Origin of the sequence: Amycolatopsis sp. YIM 10 (assembly GCF_009429145.1) — a bacterium.
In the GTDB taxonomy this organism is placed as follows: Bacteria; Actinomycetota; Actinomycetes; order Mycobacteriales; family Pseudonocardiaceae; genus Amycolatopsis.
Genome location: NZ_CP045480.1, coordinates 9,318,293 through 9,335,768, shown reverse-complemented (window position 1 = coordinate 9,335,768; position 17,476 = coordinate 9,318,293). Strand labels below are relative to the sequence as shown.

Annotated in this window: 13 protein-coding genes; 5 read left to right on the top strand and 8 right to left on the bottom strand. The window is 69.5% G+C overall.

Features of this window, described 5'->3' with window-relative positions; all coding sequences use genetic code 11:
- Position 1 precedes the first annotated feature (1 nt).
- Positions 2-1,276, top strand: coding sequence for an MFS transporter (locus YIM_RS43210; RefSeq protein WP_228004376.1), 1,275 nt, complete (start codon positions 2-4; stop codon positions 1,274-1,276).
- 190 nt (positions 1,277-1,466) lie between these two features.
- Here the strand turns inward: YIM_RS43210 and YIM_RS43205 are convergent, their stop codons facing one another.
- Complete coding sequence (locus YIM_RS43205) at positions 1,467-2,717, bottom strand: D-alanyl-D-alanine carboxypeptidase family protein (protein ID WP_153037631.1); 1,251 nt, start codon at positions 2,715-2,717, stop codon at positions 1,467-1,469.
- Between the two features lie 81 nt (positions 2,718-2,798).
- On the opposite strand from YIM_RS43205, the gene YIM_RS43200 reads away from it, so the two are divergent.
- From YIM_RS43200 to YIM_RS43190, 3 genes are all read left to right on the top strand, one after another.
- Positions 2,799-3,038 carry an SCO4848 family membrane protein gene (locus YIM_RS43200; RefSeq protein WP_153035861.1) on the top strand — a complete coding sequence of 80 codons (240 nt, stop codon included), beginning with the start codon at positions 2,799-2,801 and terminating at the stop codon, positions 3,036-3,038.
- A 73-nt stretch (positions 3,039-3,111) separates the two neighbouring features.
- Positions 3,112-4,539, top strand: coding sequence for a S8 family serine peptidase (locus tag YIM_RS43195; RefSeq protein WP_153035860.1), 1,428 nt, complete (start codon positions 3,112-3,114; stop codon positions 4,537-4,539).
- A 189-nt stretch (positions 4,540-4,728) separates the two neighbouring features.
- Positions 4,729-7,020 carry a PQQ-dependent sugar dehydrogenase gene (locus YIM_RS43190; RefSeq protein WP_228004374.1) on the top strand — a complete coding sequence of 764 codons (2,292 nt, stop codon included), beginning with the start codon at positions 4,729-4,731 and terminating at the stop codon, positions 7,018-7,020.
- Here YIM_RS43190 and YIM_RS43185 read toward each other — a convergent pair.
- Genes YIM_RS43185 through YIM_RS43165 form a run of 5 tightly spaced genes read right to left on the bottom strand, consistent with a single transcriptional unit; the run spans position 7,017 to position 13,614 of the window.
- Entirely contained in the window at positions 7,017-8,303 is a 1,287-nt protein-coding gene (locus YIM_RS43185; RefSeq protein WP_153035859.1) for a transporter, read from the bottom strand. The genes YIM_RS43190 and YIM_RS43185 overlap by 4 nt on opposite strands.
- A gap of 2 nt (positions 8,304-8,305) precedes the next feature.
- Positions 8,306-8,824: a hypothetical protein gene (locus tag YIM_RS43180; protein ID WP_153035858.1), complete on the bottom strand. Its 519-nt coding sequence runs from the start codon at positions 8,822-8,824 to the stop codon at positions 8,306-8,308.
- Entirely contained in the window at positions 8,821-10,962 is a 2,142-nt protein-coding gene (locus YIM_RS43175; protein ID WP_153035857.1) for a hydantoinase/oxoprolinase family protein, read from the bottom strand. Before YIM_RS43175 ends, YIM_RS43180 begins: the two co-directional genes overlap by 4 nt.
- A gap of 15 nt (positions 10,963-10,977) precedes the next feature.
- Positions 10,978-12,579, bottom strand: a complete 1,602-nt coding sequence (locus tag YIM_RS43170; RefSeq protein ID WP_153035856.1) for an FAD-dependent oxidoreductase — start codon at positions 12,577-12,579, stop codon at positions 10,978-10,980.
- Between the two features lie 12 nt (positions 12,580-12,591).
- Entirely contained in the window at positions 12,592-13,614 is a 1,023-nt protein-coding gene (locus tag YIM_RS43165; protein ID WP_194239939.1) for a LacI family DNA-binding transcriptional regulator, read from the bottom strand.
- A 175-nt stretch (positions 13,615-13,789) separates the two neighbouring features.
- On the opposite strand from YIM_RS43165, the gene YIM_RS43160 reads away from it, so the two are divergent.
- The gene (locus YIM_RS43160; protein ID WP_153035855.1) at positions 13,790-14,791 is read left to right on the top strand and encodes a hypothetical protein; all 1,002 of its coding nucleotides are present in this window, start codon (positions 13,790-13,792) and stop codon (positions 14,789-14,791) included.
- Positions 14,792-14,896: 105 nt separating this feature from the next.
- Here the strand turns inward: YIM_RS43160 and YIM_RS43155 are convergent, their stop codons facing one another.
- Positions 14,897-15,673 (bottom strand): succinate dehydrogenase iron-sulfur subunit, encoded by a 777-nt coding sequence (locus YIM_RS43155; protein ID WP_153035854.1) that lies wholly within the window; start codon positions 15,671-15,673, stop codon positions 14,897-14,899.
- Positions 15,673-17,460, bottom strand: a complete 1,788-nt coding sequence (gene sdhA, locus YIM_RS43150; protein ID WP_153035853.1) for a succinate dehydrogenase flavoprotein subunit — start codon at positions 17,458-17,460, stop codon at positions 15,673-15,675. The genes YIM_RS43155 and sdhA overlap by 1 nt, the downstream gene beginning before the upstream one ends.
- Between the last annotated feature and the right edge of the window lie 16 nt (positions 17,461-17,476).

Genomic DNA, 17,476 nt, shown 5'->3' with positions numbered 1-17,476 from the left:
AGTGACCGACACCGAACTGACCACCGAGCGGGAGACCCCCGCCAAGCTCCGCTATCCACGCGAGATCTGGGTGCTGGTGGGCGCCAGCTTCCTGATCGCCATCGGCTACGGCCTGATCGCGCCCGCCCTGCCCAGCTACGCCACCAGCTTCGACGTCGGGATCACCGCGGCGTCGGTGGTGGTCAGCGCGTTCGCCGCGATGCGGCTGGTGTTCGCCCCGGCCAGCGGCAAGCTGGTCACCCGGTTCGGGGAACGGCCGGTCTACCTGTGGGGCCTGCTGATCGTCGCGGTGTTCACGCTGGCCTGCGCCGCCGCCACCGAGTACTGGCACCTGCTGCTCTTCCGGTCGCTGAGCGGGGTCGGCTCGACCATGTTCACCGTCTCCGCGATCGGCCTGCTGATCCGGATCTCCCCGCCCGAGATGCGTGGCCGGGTGTCCGGGCTGTGGGGCACCAGCTTCCTGCTCGGCAGCATCGCCGGGCCGGTGGTGGGCAGCGGGCTGGTGACGGTGTCGCTGCGCGCGCCGTTCCTGATCTACGGGCTCGCGCTGCTGCTGGTGGTGGTGCTGGTCTGGGCGAACCTGCGGCGGTCCGAGCTGGCCGGGCGCGCCGAGGAGGACGCCGCCGCGCCGCAGATGAAGTTCACCGAGGCGCTGCGGCACCCGGCCTACCGCGCCTCGCTGATGTCGAACTTCGCCAACGGCTGGGTGGTCTTCGGGGTGCGGGGTTCGCTGATCCCGCTGTTCATCGTGGCCGTGCTGGCGCGCGGCGAGGAGTTCACCGGATTCGCGCTGGCCGTGTTCGCCGCCGGGAACGTGCTGGTGATGATGATCTCCGGGCGGTTCGCCGACACCCGCGGCCGCAAGCCGATGGCGCTGGCCGGGCTGGTGATGCTGGCGCTGGGCAGCGGGGTGCTCGGGCTGACCGACAACGTGTGGCTGTTCCTCGGTGCCTCGATGCTGGCCGGGATCGGCGCGGGCACGGTCAACCCGGCGCACAACGCGGCGGTGGCGGACGTGCTCGGCGTCAAGGCCCGCGGTGGCGGGGTGCTGGCCGGCTTCCAGATGGCGGCCGACATCGGCGCGGTCACCGGCCCGCTGGTGGCCGCGGTGATCGCCGACCAGTGGTCCTACGCGGCCGCGTTCGCCGTCACCGGTGCGGTGGCCGGGCTCTCGGTGCTGTTCTGGATCGTCGCGCCGGAGACCCTGCCGAAGCCGGAGCCGGACGAGCACAAGGCCCAGGACGCCGTCCGCGAAGACTGCTGCAAGGACTCCTAGCGAGTGTTCGACAGTGCTGCGTGGCGGTGCGGGTGGCGGAACCTCGGGCGTCTTCTCGCTCCGGGATCTTCACCTCATGAATAACCGATTCACCACGGTGAAGCTGTCCTCGCGAGAAGACGACTGAGAACCCGCGCCGGTGCGGGCTGACGGCCCGCAGCAAGCGGCTCCGCCGCTTACCGAACACTGCCTAGCGGATCCGGGGGAGCACGTCGGTCTGCTCGGCCAGCAGGGCGGCCCGCTTGCGCCGGTGGCCGATGACAAAACCGGCGATGATGATCAGCGCGACCACCACGGTGATGATCCACCCGGTGGTGCCGAACGGGTCCTCCTCGGCCATCGCGGCGGCCGACTTGGCCGGGTCCTCGCCGAGATCGGGCCCGGCCTGCGGATTGCCGCCCGGCTGCAGGCCGCCCTCGCGGTAGGTGATCTGCCCGACCGGCTCCGGCTTCGACGCGGCCAGCTCGAAGCCGTAGTCGAGCAGTTTGCCCGCCTGGTCCGACACCCGCATCGGCTTCTGCTCACCGCGCATGGTCACCACCGCCAGCCGCTTGCCCTTGCGCTCGGCCCCGCCGAGATAGGTGTGCCGCGCGTCGTCGGTGAAGCCGGTCTTCCCGCCGAGGAAGCCTTCGTAGATGGTGAGCAGCTTGTTGTCGTTGTACAACGGGAAGCTCGGCTTGTCGCCCCAGCCGGGGAACTGCATTTGCCGGGTACCGACCGCCTTCGCGAAGATCGGCTGCTTCATCGCGTAGTGGAAGATCAGGCTCAGGTCGTAGGCCGAGCTGGACATGCCCGGACCGTCCAAACCGGACGGCGTGGCGGCGCGGGTGTCCATCGCGCCGATCCTGGCCGCCGCGGAGTTCATCTTCTCCAGCGTGGCGGGCACCCCGCCGAGCGTGGTCGCCAGCGCGTGCGCGGTGTCGTTGCCGGAGTGCATCAGCGTGCCCTGCAGCAACTGCTCGACGGTGTACTGGCCACCGGCGACCAGCCCGACGCAGGTGCACTCCTGCGCGGCGTCCTCGGCCGAGGCGGTGATCACCCGCTGCGGGTCCAGTTCGTTGACCGCCACCAGCGCCAGCAGCACCTTGATCAGCGACGCCGGCCGCTGCCGGGCGTGCGGGTCCTTCGCGGCCAGGATCGCGCCGGTGTCGAGGTCCTGGATCACCCACGAGGCCGAGTTGATCACCGCGGGCGGTTCGGCGGCCCCGCGCGGCAGCACCAGCCCGCACTCGCCCATCCGGTCCCCGCCGACCGGGGTGGCTGGCACCGGCAGCGGCTCGGGTGCCTTCTGGCCGGGCTTGGGCACCTCGGAGGTGTCCACCGGTGGCGGTGGTACCGCGCGGTCGCTGGTGCAGCTCTGCTTTTCCGGTGCTCTTGGCGTGGCCTGCGCACCGGCGGCGGGTGCGAGCACGGTCGCCGCGGTGAGGATCGCGGACACCATGACGAGGAGGAGATCGCGTGAGCTGCGCACCCCAGCAGGCTATCTGCGCCGGTGGTGAGCGATGAACTACCCTCCGCCAACATGAGGATGTCGGGACGGACCTCGCTGTTCCTGCTGGCGTTCGGCGTGTGGTCGTGGATCATCTGGGTGACCTTCGCGCGGAACCTGTGGGAGAGCGACCGGGCGTGGGCGGCGGACGGCTCGCCGACCGCCTATTTTGTCGTGCACCTGGTGCTGACCGTGGTTTCCTTCGTGCTCGGCACGATCATCGGGATCATCGGCTGGCGCGGGTGGCGCGCGCGGAACCAGACCAAAGAATGATTGCTCCGGCGTGATCCGCCGTGTTTCATCTTGCGGGTGTGCCTGATGCTCAGGCCCTTTCCTGGAGGTGTGGATGTCCCGGGTCCGACGATGGCTGCTGCCCGCCGCCGCCGCGCTGACGCTCGCCAGCACCGGTGCGCTGGCGCCGGTCGCGCTGGCGCAGCCTGCCGCGTTAGCCGCTCCGCAGTGCGACACGACGAGTGCGGCGTACACCTATGTGGTGATTTACCAGCCGCACACTTCCCAGTGGCAGGTTGACAAGGAACTGGCCGCGAAATGTGGTACGAAAGTCGCTTACTACGGTGAAATCGGGGTAGCGGTCGCCACTTCCCGCAATGCCGATTTCCAGGAGAAGATCGGCGCGTTCCGCGCCTATTCGGGTGGCCGTGAGGTCGCCGAGCCGCCGGCGACCACGGCCGCCGAAATGCGCGCCGAGGCGCGCTCGGAGCGGGAGAACGAGGAGACCGTCAGCGTGGCCGCCGAGGGCGACCTGACCGCGCAGCAGTGGGACATGCGCGCGATCAAGGCGCCGGAGGCGAACAAGATCAACCCGGGCAGCAAGTCGGTCACCGTCGGGGTGCTCGACTCCGGCGTCGAGCCGGACCACCCCGGCCTCAAGCACGCGGTGGACGCCAAGGCTTCGCGCGGCTGCAACTCCGGTGCGCCGGACGCCGACCCGGCCAGCTGGGTGACCACCAGCTCCGACCACGGTCTGCACGTGGCGGGCACCATCGCGGGCAAGGACACCGCGCGTGGCTTCACCGGAGTCGCGCCGGGCGTGAAGGTCGCTTCGGTGAAGGTGGTCAACGAGGAGGGCCTGATCTACCCGGAGGCCGCGGTGTGCGGCTTCATGTGGGCCGCGAAGCAGGGCTTCGAGGTGACGAACAACAGCTACTACGTCGACCCGGGCATGTTCTACTGCCCGAAGCAGCCCGGTGACGCCGCCGCGTTCGAAGCGGTGACGCGGGCCGTGGCGTACTCGCAGAAGAAGGGCGTGCTGAACATCTCGGCGGCGGGCAACAGCGGGTTCGACCCGAAGGCCCAGACCACCGACCCGAACCGCCCGCACCCGGTGGACCCCAGCTGCGAGATCCTGCCGAAGGGCATGGACGGTGTGGTGACGGTGTCTTCGGTGGGGTACAACGGGACCAAGGCGTCGTACAGCAACTACGGCCAGGGGCAGGTCGAGGTGACCGCGCCGGGTGGTGACCGGGCGCAGCTGCCGCCGCCGGGCGAGGGCGCGGGCTGCACGCTGTCCACGGTGTTCAACGGCCAGTACGGCACCAAGTGCGGGACTTCCATGGCTTCGCCCCACGCGGCAGGCGTGGCGGCGCTGCTGGCGAGCAAGTACCGGCACCTGCCGCCGCAGGCGCTTTCGTTCCTGCTCCAGGCAAAAGCGGACCCGGTCTCGTGCGGCGGTGCCGCCGGGTGCGTCGGCCCGGACCACTACAACTCCTTCTACGGCCGCGGTCTGGTGAACGCCCTGCGCGCGGTGAAGTAATAACCGACGAAGTATGGTGAATGTGGCTTTCATTGCGACTTCCGCAATGAAAGCCACATTCATGTCCGGCTGAAACTCGGTGCAGAACAAAATCCCTCGAATGGCCCTGTAACAAATTGCGCACTTTTGCCGCCATACGGGCAGGAGTCGCGATTCTCTCCCTGCCGTCGGAGTCGAGGAGTTCGGGTCATGGGGTTACGCCGTCCTGCCTTCCTGCGCACCACACGAAGAGCCCTGGCACTGGGGCTGGTCCTACCACTCGCCGCGGTGGTCGCACCGGTGGTGCCGACCGTCGCCGCGGCGGTGCCCACCGGGTTCACCGATTCCGTGGCGATCGGCGGGCTCACCTCGCCGACGGCGGCCGCCTTCGCGCCGGACGGGCGGGTGTTCATCGCCGAGAAGAGCGGGCTGCTCAAGGTTTTCGACTCGCTCGCCGACACCAGCGCGACCATTTTCGCCGATCTCCGCACGCAGACCCAGGACTTCTGGGACCGCGGCCTGCTCGGCCTCGCCATCGACCCGGCCTTCCCGGCGCGGCCCTACGTCTACGTGTCCTACACCTACGACGCGATGCCCGGCGGTACCGCGCCACGCTGGGGTGACACCTGCCCGACCCCGCCCGGTGCCACCGACGACGGCTGCGTGGTCACCGGCCGCGTGTCCCAGTTGACGATGGGCTCGGCGGGCACCGCGGTCAGCGAGAAACCGCTGATCACCGAGTGGTGCCAGCAGTACCCGAGCCACTCCATCGGTTCGCTGGCCTTCGGCCCGGACGGCGCGCTGTACGCCGGCGGCGGTGACGGCGCCAGCTTCAACTTCACCGACTACGGCCAGGTCAAGAACCTCTGCGGGGACCCGCCTTCCCCGGCGGGCACGAACCTCGCCCCACCCAACGCCGAGGGTGGCGCGCTGCGCTCGCAGTCGGTGCGGCGGCCCGCCGGTCAGCCGGTGCTGCTCAACGGCGCGATCCTGCGCATCCATCCGGACACCGGCGAAGGCATGCCGGGCAACCCGTTCGCGAGCAGCGCCGACGCCAACGCCCGCCGCATCGTCGCCTACGGCATGCGCAACCAGTTCCGCTTCGGCTTCCGGCCGGGCACCAGCGAACTCTGGTCCGGTGACGTCGGCTGGGGCACCTGGGAGGAGATCAACCGGATCACCAACGCCGCCGACCCGGTCGCGGAGAACTTCGGCTGGCCGTGCTTCGAAGGCGCCACGCGGCAGTCCGGATACGACGGGGCGAACCTGACCCGCTGCGAATCGCTCTATTCCGCCGGTGGCCAGACCGCGCCCTACTACGCCTACAACCACAGCGCGAAAGTCGTGTCGACCGATCCGTGCCCGACCGGTGGTTCGTCGGTCAGCGGAATCGCTTTCGAATCGGGTAGCAATTATCCACCGGCCTATTCCGGCGCGCTTTTCTTCGCCGATTCCTCACGCGGCTGCATCTGGGCCATGCAGACCGAAGCCGGGCAGCCGAGCGCGAGCCGGCTGGTGCCGTTCGTGACCGGCGCGAACGTGCCGGTGCAGGTGCTCAGCGGTCCGGGTGGCGACATGTTCTACGTCGCGCTCGGCGCCGGCCAGCTGCGCCGGGTGACCTACAGCAGCGGCAACCAGGCGCCGGTCGCGGTGGCCACCGCGACGCCGTCCAGCGGACCGGCACCGCTCGCCGTGCAGTTCAGCGGCGCCGGGTCGAGCGATCCCGAGGGCGGCGCGCTGACCTACGCCTGGGATCTCGACGCGGACGGCCAGTACGACGACTCGACCGCGGTCAACCCGACCCGGACCTACACCGCCACGGGTGTGTTCAACATCGGCCTGCGGGTGACCGATCCGGCCGGGGCCTCGGCCACCACGGTGGTGGCGGTGACCGTCGGCAACCCGCCCGGCCTGGATCCGGTGCCGGTGATCGACACCCCGACCGCCGCGCTGAACTGGCAGGTCGGCCAGACCGTGCCGTTCTCCGGCCGGGCGGCGGACGCCCAGGACGGTGAGCTGCCGCCGTCGGCGCTGTCGTGGCGGCTGGCGATCCGGCACTGCGCGGCCAACGGCACCTGCCACACGCACAACGTGCAGGACTTCCCCGGCGTGGCGAGCGGCTCGTTCGTCGCACCCGACCACGAGTACCCGTCGTACCTGCAGCTGACGCTGACCGCGACGGACTCCTCCGGCCGGACCGCGTCGAAGACGGTGGACCTGCAACCGAAGACCGTCGTGCTGAGCTTCACTTCGCAGCCCAGCCAGGCCTTGCTCACCGTCGGCGGCATCGAGCAGCGAACCCCGTTCACCCGCACGGTGATCGTCGGTTCGAACAACTCGGTGAGCGCGAACAGCCCGCAGTACGTGCCGCCGAACAACCGGAAATACGCCTGGACCTCGTGGTCCGACGGCGGGGCCAGGGCGCACAACGTGGTGGCGCCCGCGACCCCGACCACCTACCGGGCGAACTTCCGGCTCTGCTGGTTCCTCAATCCCTGCTAGCCGAGGAACAGGATGGCCGTCAGCACGAGACCGCCGGCGGCCATCACCCAGGTGTACGGGAGCGTGGACTGCATGACCTTCTCCGGGCGCACGCCGGCGTACTGCGCGCTCCACACCGTCTGCGTGCTCGTCGGGTCGGAGACGCAGAGCACCTGGCCGTAGGAGGACATCAGGCCGAGCACCGCGGGCGCCGGGTAGATCCCGCCGGAGACAAGGACTCCGGCGACCCCGGCGCCCAGCCCGTACACGTTGAGCGGCCCGCGGTACAGGCACAACGGCACCAGCACGGCGAAAACCAGTACGAACCACACCGCGCCGGACGGGCTGACCGCGGAGATCAGCGGTTGCAGCGCGCTCACCGCGCCCGGCAGCTTCACCGCGGACAGCAGCATCCCGATCGCGATGAACAACACGATCGGCGGGGCCGCCACGTCGAAGGCCCGGTACAGCGACCGCAGCGCGCGCTCGCCGAGCTTGCCGGGCCGCGTGGTGGTCACCAGCCCGTAGACCAGCCCGACCAGCAGTGACGGCACGATCGGCACGTCGAGGCCGAGCGCGAGCACGATCGGCAGCAACGGCGTGAGCAGCGCGTACCAGGGCGCGTCCCCGCGGCGTTCGCGCGCGGCCGCCCGCGAACGCCGCGGTGCGCGGACCGCCCAGGCGTGCCGCGCGCCGGTGCGCCGCGTCTCGATCAGCACGTACGCCACGCCGACCACCAGCGCGATCGGGAACACCTTCAGCTGGAACGCGCGCACCTGCTCGACCGGCAGGTCCACCGCGTCGGAGAGGAACTGCCAGCCGATCAGCTCCAGCGGCAGCCCGGTGGCGAGTCCCATGAGGACGGTGCCGCCGGCCACCACCGGGGTGACACCGACCGCGATCATCGCCGGAATGCCGACCACACCGGCGAGCATGGCGGCCGGGGCCGAGCCGGTGATGCTGCCGCACAGGATCGCCACGCCGTACACCCCGAGCGCGACCACGGCGGGCCGTTCACCGCCGAACTCGACGATCTTGCGCACCAGGGTCGCGGCGATCCCGGTGTCCTCCATCAGCGTGCCCAGCCACGAGCCGAGCAGCACCGCGATCATCGTCGCGGCGAGCAGCGCCGACCCGGTCTGCAGCACCGAGCCGGTGATGCTGTTCTCCTTGCCCGTCAGGCTCGCACCGGACAACGCGGCGATCACCACGGCGAGCAGCCCGAGCGCGAACGCGGTCGGGATCTTGCGGGTCAGCATCAGCCCGACCCCGACGGCCATCACGGCCACAATCGCGATACCCATGATCAGGCTCCCGTGAGTGCGTCGATGAGGAAGTTGTCGAGCTGCAACGGGTCGATGCCGCTGAGGTGCTGGGCGTAGCGGTGGACGACCAGTTCGTCCGCGCCCGCGACGTGTGCGCGCAGTCGCAGCACGCGGTGACCCAGGCGCCGGTTCAGTTCACGGGTGCGCGGACCGTGCAGCAGGTGGTGGCCGACCTCGTGCGCGATGGCCGCGCGCCGCAGTTTCTCCAGCGCGATGGGCGAGCCACGTTTCGCGCTGACCTCACGCGCGAAGTCCAGGCTGTCGCGGTAGAGCGTCACGCGGTGGTCGCGATGGTGGTACTCGGCGAGCAGCACTTCGCCGGGTCGCTTCCCGCCGGTCTTCTCGCGGATGTCCAGTTGCGGAAGTTCGGGGTGGGCCGCGGCGAGTTCGTCACCGAATTCGAGTGCGATCCGAGCCCACGTCCGGAGTTGTTCGGTGGAGCGGTTTTCGTGGGTCGGGGTGGCGGCGAGGAACTCCGCGCCCAGGTCGAGTGCGTTCATCGCCGGTCCTCCAGCAGCGCGACGAGCGGCTCGTCCGGTTGCCGGTTGCCGAGTTCGGCGCCGATCAGCGCGAGCAGCTGCTCCCGGTCGAGCACGCCGGACAGGTCGGCGATCTTCGGCCCGGCCAGCAGGTACACCGCCGGCGCGCGGGAACCGCCGTCACCGACGGAGGTGTGTTCGGTGACCAGCTCGGTGAGCCGCGCGTTCGCTTCACCGGCGGTGGTCTCGGCGAGGTGCGCGCCGGACAGGTGCAGCCGGACCACACCTTCGCCGTCCACCACCCGGATCTGCTCGGCGGGCCGGAAGAAACGGCCCAGGAAACCGGGCTTCCGGGTCTTCGCGCCCCACACCCGGTGGTGCGGGGTGGCCGCGAGTTCCCGCACGGCACCGGGTTCGACGCTGAGCGATCGCGCGACCTCTTGGCGCACCGCGGTTTCGTCGAGCTTTCCGGCGCGGTCCTTGGTGCGCAGCTCGGTCGCACCGGTGGCGACCGCGCGGATCAGGTTCCGCTGCGGATCGACCGTCACGTCCACGTCCACCCCGGCGGGGTCGGCGCCCTGGGCGACCACGGCGCGTTCGGCTTCCGCGCGGGTGGCCAGCACGTCGCCGTGCGACGGGTTCGGCACGATGCGCTCGACGGACTCCCGCACCATCGCCAGTGCCGCACCGAGCGGGCTGATCACCTCGCTGTGCTTCGCGATCCGCCAGTCCATAGCGGACGAGCGGCCGAGGAACGGGGTGACCGCCGCCGCGCCACCACCGCCGCCGACCAGGGTGACGGCGTCGAGCCGGTAGGCCTCGACCAGCTCGTCGACCACCGCCTTGACCGGCTTGATCGCCTGGTCCAGCACGGCCGTCGCGGCCTGCTCGACGCTCAGCCCGAGCGCGGCCGCGAGCGGGGTGAGCGCCTGTTTCGCGGTCGCCGGATCGGCGTGCGCGTAACTGCCTTCCGGCACCACGCCGAGCGCGTTGGCGGCGCAGGTGAGCGTGATCGCGTACCGGGTGCCGTCCGCGGTTTCGAGGGCGGCGTAGTCGGCCGGATCACCGTCCTTGGGCGCAACGCTGATCAGCCTGGCGCCTTCGAGCGCGTCCGCGAAGCAGGCGTAGGGCAGGCCCGCGATGTGCGCGCTGCGCGGGCCGACCGCGGTGATCGACTGGCCGGAGACGCGGACCAGTGAGCCGCCGCCGATGCCGACCGTGCGTACGTCGAGCGCGGGCAAATAGGTCTCACGCCCACCCAGTTTCGCGTGCCGCACCTGGACTTTCCCGCGGCGCACCACGCTGATGTCGGTCGACGTGCCGCCGGTCTCCAGGAAGATGCCCTCGCTGAGCCGTTCGCCCATCAGCGCGCCCGCGACCCCGGCCGCTGGGCCGGACAGTGCGGTGAGCAGCGGGCGCTTGCGCATCTCCGCCAGTGACATCACCCCGCCGTCACCGCGCATCACCATCAGCGGCGCGCTGATGCCCGCCGCCGCGACGCTGCGGTCCACCAGGTCTGCGGTGTCGATCATCCGGGGCATGATCCCGGCGTTGAGCACCGCCGTCCTGGCGCGTTTGGACAGTCCATAGAGTCCGGTGATCTCGTGGGTCGCGGTGGCCGGGAGGTGCTGCGCGCGAGCCTCGGTGACCACCGCGCGTTCCCCGGACGGATCGTCCACACTGAACGGTTCCACGGCGACGATCACTTCCGCGCCATCAGAGTGCAGCTTGGCGACGGCTTCCTTGACCGCCTCGGGAGCCTCCGCGTCCTTCACCGCGGCGTACCGGATCGGCAGTGGACGGCCGGGCGCGAGCTCCAGCTTGCGCAGCGAGCGCAGCCGCCCGGTGGCCCAGCCGTCGAACCCGTGCCCGATCCCGGCGATGCCGACGGTGGCCACATCGCCTTCGAGCAGCGCGTTCGTGGCCTGGGTGGTGCCGTGTGCCAGGAACGACACCGCCGCCGGATCGATCCCGGTCTGCTCGTGGAGGCGTTGCAGCGCGGTGAGAATTCCGTGTGCCACGCCGTCTTCGTGGTCGTGGCTGGTGGGCACCTTGACCTGGCCGAGCAGTGCGAAGGTCTCCGCGTCCACCGCCACCGCGTCGGTGAAGGTGCCGCCGACGTCGATGCCGATTCGGACGTTCTGCGTCGTTGCAGTCATCTCGGGTCTCCGTTGTCAGTAACCGCGGACGTCGGGCCAGCGGCGTTCCACCCCGGCCCGGTCGAGCAGATGGGCGAACTCGCCGAAGAGCGACTCGTCGGCCCGCACCTTGCGCGGCGTGACACCGCGGCGCAGGGCGAACCCGGCGAGGTGACCGGCCACCTCGCCGACGTTCCACTCCACCGGGTGCAGCCGGTAGCAGCCGTTGGTGATGTGCGTGGTGCCCAGGTTCTTGGCCGCCGGCAACAGGTTCTCCACCCGTTGCGGCAGCAGCGCGCCGAGCGGGATCTCGAACGGCACGCTCGCCACGTCCACGTAGTTGTCCCCGGAGGTGGACGGGTGCAGGTCGATCCGGTAGCTGCCGATGCCGACCGAGTCGGCGTGGTGCGCGCGGCCGTGCGGGCCGAGCAGGTCGAGCGAGACGTGGTGCTCGGTGACGGTGGTGACCGCCTTGATGCGCCGGGATTCACGGACGTAGGCGGCTTTCGCCAGTCCGTCGGCGGTGCCGGTGACGTCGTGGCGCAGCTTCAGGCCGGGGAAGCCGACTTCGGTCTGCAGCCAGTAGAGCACCGACAGGCTCAGTTGCTTGGCCTCGTAGTGCGCCTTCTTCACCGATTCGGCGTCGGCGATGCCGTCGATCTCCAGCGCGGGACGCAGCCAGTAGTCGTTGAGCGGCCAGTTGACCAGCGTGATGTCCGAGTCGAAGGAGCCGGGCGTGTGCATGCCCCTGGCCAGGATGCGCCGGAAGCCCCACAGCTCCTTGTCACCGGCGTCGGCGCTCTGGTCGGCGCTGATCGCGAGCGGGTCGTTGTCCGGGTTGGGCACGAAGGTCCGCGGCACCGGCTCCAGCGTGCGCGGGTCGGGCGCGAGGAAGCCGAGCAGCGGGCCCGGCCAGAAGTCCGGCCGGTACGACCGCCAGAAGTCGTACATCGCCGGGCGGTCGATCACGTGGTTCTGTCCACTGTGGTGGGACATGGCGAAGCAGTAGGTGATGCCCTGGAGGTTTCCGGGGCCGGCTTTCTCGGGAGCGTTCGGCTCGTCGTACTCGGCCTGGGCTTCGGCGCCGACCGCGAACTCGACTCCGGCCATGGGCAGCAGATCGCCGTTCTCGGTGGCGTCGAGCACGTACTGGGCCTGGACGTCGACCAGGTTGCCGCCCTCGTCGGCCAGGCGCACCGACTCGACCTGATCACCGGAGGTTTCCGCGCCGACCGGGCGGTATCCGGTCAGCAGGGTGATCCGGCCTGCGCTGATTTCCGGCGCCAGCATGGCTTCCAGCACGGCGAGCGCGACCCGCGGCTCGGCGCAGAGCTTGCTCACCCGGCCCGCGCCGGGGTTCAGGTCGGTCAGGCCGCGGGCCTCGGCGCGCAGTGGGTAGTGGCGGCGGTAGTAGTCGCGAATGCCCTCGCGCAGCTGCCGGTAGGTGGCCGTGGAGCCGAAGCGCTCGATCCACGGGTTCTCGTCCGGGGGCACGGCCTGCGCGGTCAGCTGGCCGCCGATCCACGTGGTCTCCTCGGTGAGCACCACACGGTGCCCGGCGCGCGCGGCGGCCAGCGCGGCGGCCACCCCGCCGAGGCCACCGCCGACGACGAGGATTTCGGTGGAGAGTTCGTTCATGTGGAGCTTCCTTCAGTACGCGGGGCCGACGGTGGTGCCGTCGACCGGTTCACAGGGCAGGAGTTGCCGCGCGGCCGGGGAGTTCTGGCCGATCTCGTGGGTGATCAGGCGGACCAGCAGGCGCACGGCCTGCCTGCCCATCTCGCGGCGTGGCACGGCGAAGCCGGTGACCTCGCCGGTTTCGACCGGCGGACGGCCGAGCACGGCCAGCGAAAGGTCGCGCGGGCAGGTGAGGCCGCGTGCTTCGAGTGCTTTGGTGATGGCGGTGTAGGCGGTCGAGGTGTCGGTCTCCTCGACGACCACCGCGGTGACGCCTTCGCTCCGCCAGGCGTCGAGATCGATTCCGCCATCGAGGCGGTGCACGGTCGCGGGCAGCCCGGCGGTCGCCTCGCGGAAGCCGCGCTCGCGGTCGGTGGACGACGGCGCGTCGTCCTGTTCGCGGAGGTAGCGGATGTTGCGGTGGCCGTTGTGGACCAGTCGCTCGACCACGGATCTTGTGGCCGACACGTAGTCCGCGCCGACGAACGGGATCCGGCCGTCCAGCTCGGCTCTGCGTCCTATGTAGACAAACGGGAAGCCGGATTCGAGCAGGCTGCCGATCGCCTCGTCCGGCACGTGCCTGCCGAAGAAGAGGCAGCCGTCGGCGACCCTGGTGCGCCGGATGGCCGCCGCGTCGTGGGCGCGCCGGTCGGCCCCGCCGCGGCCGGTGAACAGGATCAGGTCCTGCCCGAGCGCGGCGGCCTCCTCCTCGACGCCGACCAGGATCGGGTAGTACGAGTCGGCCACGTCGGTCGGGAACGTGGTCTTGAAGGTGTACAGCCCGAGCATGTGGTTGCGCGAGGACGCCAGTCGCGTGGCGACCGGGTCGGGCACGTAACCCAGCTTTTCGGCGGCTTCGAGCACCCGCAGGCGGGTGGTCTCGGCCATCCGGACGCGGGCGCGGTTGCCGCTGAGCACCACCGAGACGGTCGCCTGCGAGACCCCGGCCTCGCGGGCGATGTCCGCCTGGCGGGGCAGGGCACGACGCGTGCTCATCGGTCAGCCTCCTTGCTAATGCGGATTAGCTGAAGGCTGAGCGGTGTGCGGCGGGAAGTCAACCATTCTGTCCGGTTTGGCTGTCACGCGCGACTAATACGTATTAGCACCTTGACCGGCCGGTTTTGGCTGCTCACACTCGCCGCCATCCTCCGATGACGAAGGAGCGCTTCCGATGACTGAACCGCGCGAACTGTGGAACCGGCGATCCGCGCTGAAGATCGCGGCCGGGACCGGCCTTGGGCTGGTGGCTGCCTCGGCGCTGCCCGCGTCCGCCGCGCCACCCGGTTTCCCCACGTACAAGTACCTGCGCACGGCGTTCGACAAGAACGCGCTCAAGTACAACCCGACGGGCGAGTTGATCTTCCCGTGCGTGCGCGGCACGGCGGGCCGGATCCCGAACGCGCGGGGGCGGTTCTACCTGTACTACGCACCGCACGACGCACCGGGCGGGATCTGCCTGGCCTATTCGAACTCACTGGGCGGCCCGTACACCGAGTACCCGGCGAACCCGATCATTTCGCGGGTGTGGCCGGGTGAGTACGACGTGAGCCATGTGTCGTCGCCGCATGCGATGTGGAATGAGGATACGAAGGAAATCTTCATGTATTTCCACGGCGAGAACACGGTGACGCGGCTGGCGCGGTCGAAGGACGGCATCAATTTCACCTACGACAAGGAAGTGCTCTCGACGCGGTTGATGCCGGCGGGCACTTCGGAAACGTCCTACGCGCGGGTGTTCCGGCACAACCTGCCTGACAAGGGTGCCCGGTACGTGATGGTCTTCATGATCAACAATCAGGCGAACCGGCGGTCGATCGGGTGGGGCTGGTCGCCGGATGCGCGGAACTGGACGTTTTCGCAGACGCCGCTGATTCGGCCGGAGGAGGTCGGGGCGCAGAACATCGGGGCACCGCACGTGGTTTCGCGGAATGGGTCGACTTACGTGGTGTACCACACGAATATCGAGGCGGGTGGGAGTATGCGTATCACCGAGGTGGGGAACGACTTCAGCAAGCGTGTGCACCTGGGGGTGTTCCATGCGCCGATGGCTGGGCCGCCGGACAGTGGGCGGTGTGCGGCGCCGTCGTTCGGGACGGATGGTGGGGTGGAGTACATGATTTATGAGGCCGGGGCTCGGTTGGAAGGGTCGATTGCGATTGCTCGGGCGGTGTGAGTTGGGGGCCATCCCGGTTTTTTAGGGTGACTACAGCGAAGACCCCGATGTCAAGGCGGGAAAGATGCCTTGACATCGGGGTCTTCGCTGTGTTGTCTCGTCTTGTCAGACTCGCTTGAACAGGAGCGCGCGTTTGACTTCTTGGATCGCCTTTGTCACCTGGATACCGCGCGGGCAGGCGTCCGTGCAGTTGAAGGTGGTGCGGCAACGCCACACGCCTTCGGCGTCGTTCAGGATGTCGAGGCGTTCTTCGGCGCCTTCGTCACGGGAGTCGAAGATGAAGCGGTGGGCGTTCACGATCGCCGCCGGGCCGAAGTAGGAGCCGTCGCTCCAGTAGACCGGGCAGGACGAGGTGCAGCACGCGCACAGGATGCACTTCGTGGTGTCGTCGAAGCGCTCCCGGTCCGCGATGGACTGGACCCGCTCGCGCGTCGGCTCGTTGCCGTACGAGATGAGGTACGGCTTCACCGCGCGGAACGCCTCGAAGAAGGGCTCCATGTCGACGTAGAGGTCCTTCTCCGTCTTCAGGCCCTTGATCGGCGCGATCGTGATGGTGGTCGGCTTGCCCTTCTTCGCCAGCAGGTCCTTCACCAGCACCTTGCAGGCCAGCCGGTTGATCCCGTTGATCTGCATGGCGTCGGACCCGCAGATGCCGTGCGCACAGGACCGGCGGAACGACAGCGTGCCGTCCACGTAGTTCTTGATGCTCATCAGCAGGTTCAGCACCCGGTCGGTGGGCAGCGCCGGTACGTCGTAGGACTCCCAGTGCGGCTCGGAGTCCAGTTCCGGGTTGAACCGCAGGATCTTCACCGTGACGGTGAGCGAGCCCTCCGGGGCGGGGATCTGCGAGGTGTCGTGCGCCTGTTCGGCTACCGCGGTCATCAGTACTTCCGCTCCATCGGCTCGTACCGGGTGAAGGTCACCGGCTTGTAGTCCAGCCGGATGTCCGCGAGGAAACCGGTCAGCCCGAGCGGGGCGTCCGGGTCCTCTTCCTCCGGCATCTGCTTGTACGACATCGAGTGCCGCATGAAGTTCACGTCGTCGCGGTTCGGGTAGTCCTCACGCGCGTGCCCGCCGCGGGACTCCTTGCGGGCCAGCGCGGCCACCACCAGCGCCTCGGCGAGGTCGAGCAGGAAGCCCAGCTCGATCGCCTCGAGCAGGTCGGTGTTGAACCGCTTGCCCTTGTCCTGCACCGCGATCCGGCCGTAGCGCTCCTTGAGCGCCTGCACGTCGGTGAGCGCCTGCTTCAGCGTGTCCTCGGTGCGGTAGACCGCCGCGTTCGAGTCCATCGTCTGCTGCAGCTCGGTGCGGATGTCGGCGACCCGCTCCCCGCCGTGCGCGGTGCGCAGGTGCTCGACCATGCCCTCGACCAGGCGCGCCGGGTTCTCCGGCAGCTCCACGAACTCGTGCCCGGCGGCGTACTCCGCGGCGGCGATGCCGGCGCGGCGGCCGAACACGTTGATGTCGAGCAGCGAGTTGGTGCCGAGGCGGTTCGCGCCGTGCACCGACACGCAGGCGACCTCACCCGCGGCGTACAGGCCGGGGATGACGTTGTTGTTGTCCCGCAGCGCTTCGCCGTGGACGTTGGTCGGGATGCCGCCCATCGCGTAGTGCGCGGTCGGGTACACCGGCACCGGCTCCTCGACCGGGTCGACACCGAGATAGGTGCGGGCGAACTCGGTGATGTCCGGCAGCTTGGTCTCCAGCACCTCGGCCCCGAGGTGGGTGCAGTCCAGCAGCACGTAGTCCTTGTTCGGCCCGGCACCACGGCCTTCGAGCACCTCGAGCACCATCGACCTGGCGACGATGTCACGTGGCGCCAGGTCCTTGATCGTCGGCGCGTACCGCTCCATGAACCGCTCGCCCGACTCGTTCCGCAGGATCGCGCCCTCACCGCGGGCACCCTCGGTGAGCAGGATGCCCAGCCCGGCCAGGCCGGTCGGGTGGAACTGGTAGAACTCGATGTCCTCCAGCGGCAGGCCCTTGCGGAAGTAGATGCCCATGCCGTCGCCGGTCAGCGTGTGCGCGTTCGAGGTGGTCTTGAAGACCTTGCCGAAGCCGCCGGTGGCGAAAACGATGGACTTGGCCTGGAAGACGTGGATCTCACCGGTGGCCAGCTCGTAGGCGATGGCTCCGGAGGCCTTCGGGCCGTCCGGGGTGTCGGTCATCGCGATGTCGAGCACGTAGAACTCGTTGTAGAACTCGATGCCGTGCTTGACGCAGTTCTGGTACAGCGTCTGCAGGATCATGTGCCCGGTGCGGTCCGCGGCGTAGCAGGCGCGGCGCACCGCGGCCTTGCCGTGGTCGCGGGTGTGCCCGCCGAACCGGCGCTGGTCGATCTTGCCCTCGGGCGTCCGGTTGAACGGCAGCCCCATCTTCTCCAGGTCGAGCACCGCGTCGATGGCCTCCTTGGCCATGATTTCGGCGGCGTCCTGGTCGGTGAGGTAGTCACCACCCTTGACCGTGTCGAAGGTGTGCCACTCCCAGTTGTCCTCTTCGACGTTGGCGAGCGCCGCGCACATGCCGCCCTGGGCGGCACCGGTGTGCGACCGCGTCGGGTACAGCTTGGTCAGCACCGCGGTGCGGGTGCGCTGGCCTGCCTCGATGGCGGCGCGCATGCCGGCGCCGCCCGCCCCGACGATCACCACGTCGTACTTGTGGAACTGCATTTACCGCTTCTTCCTT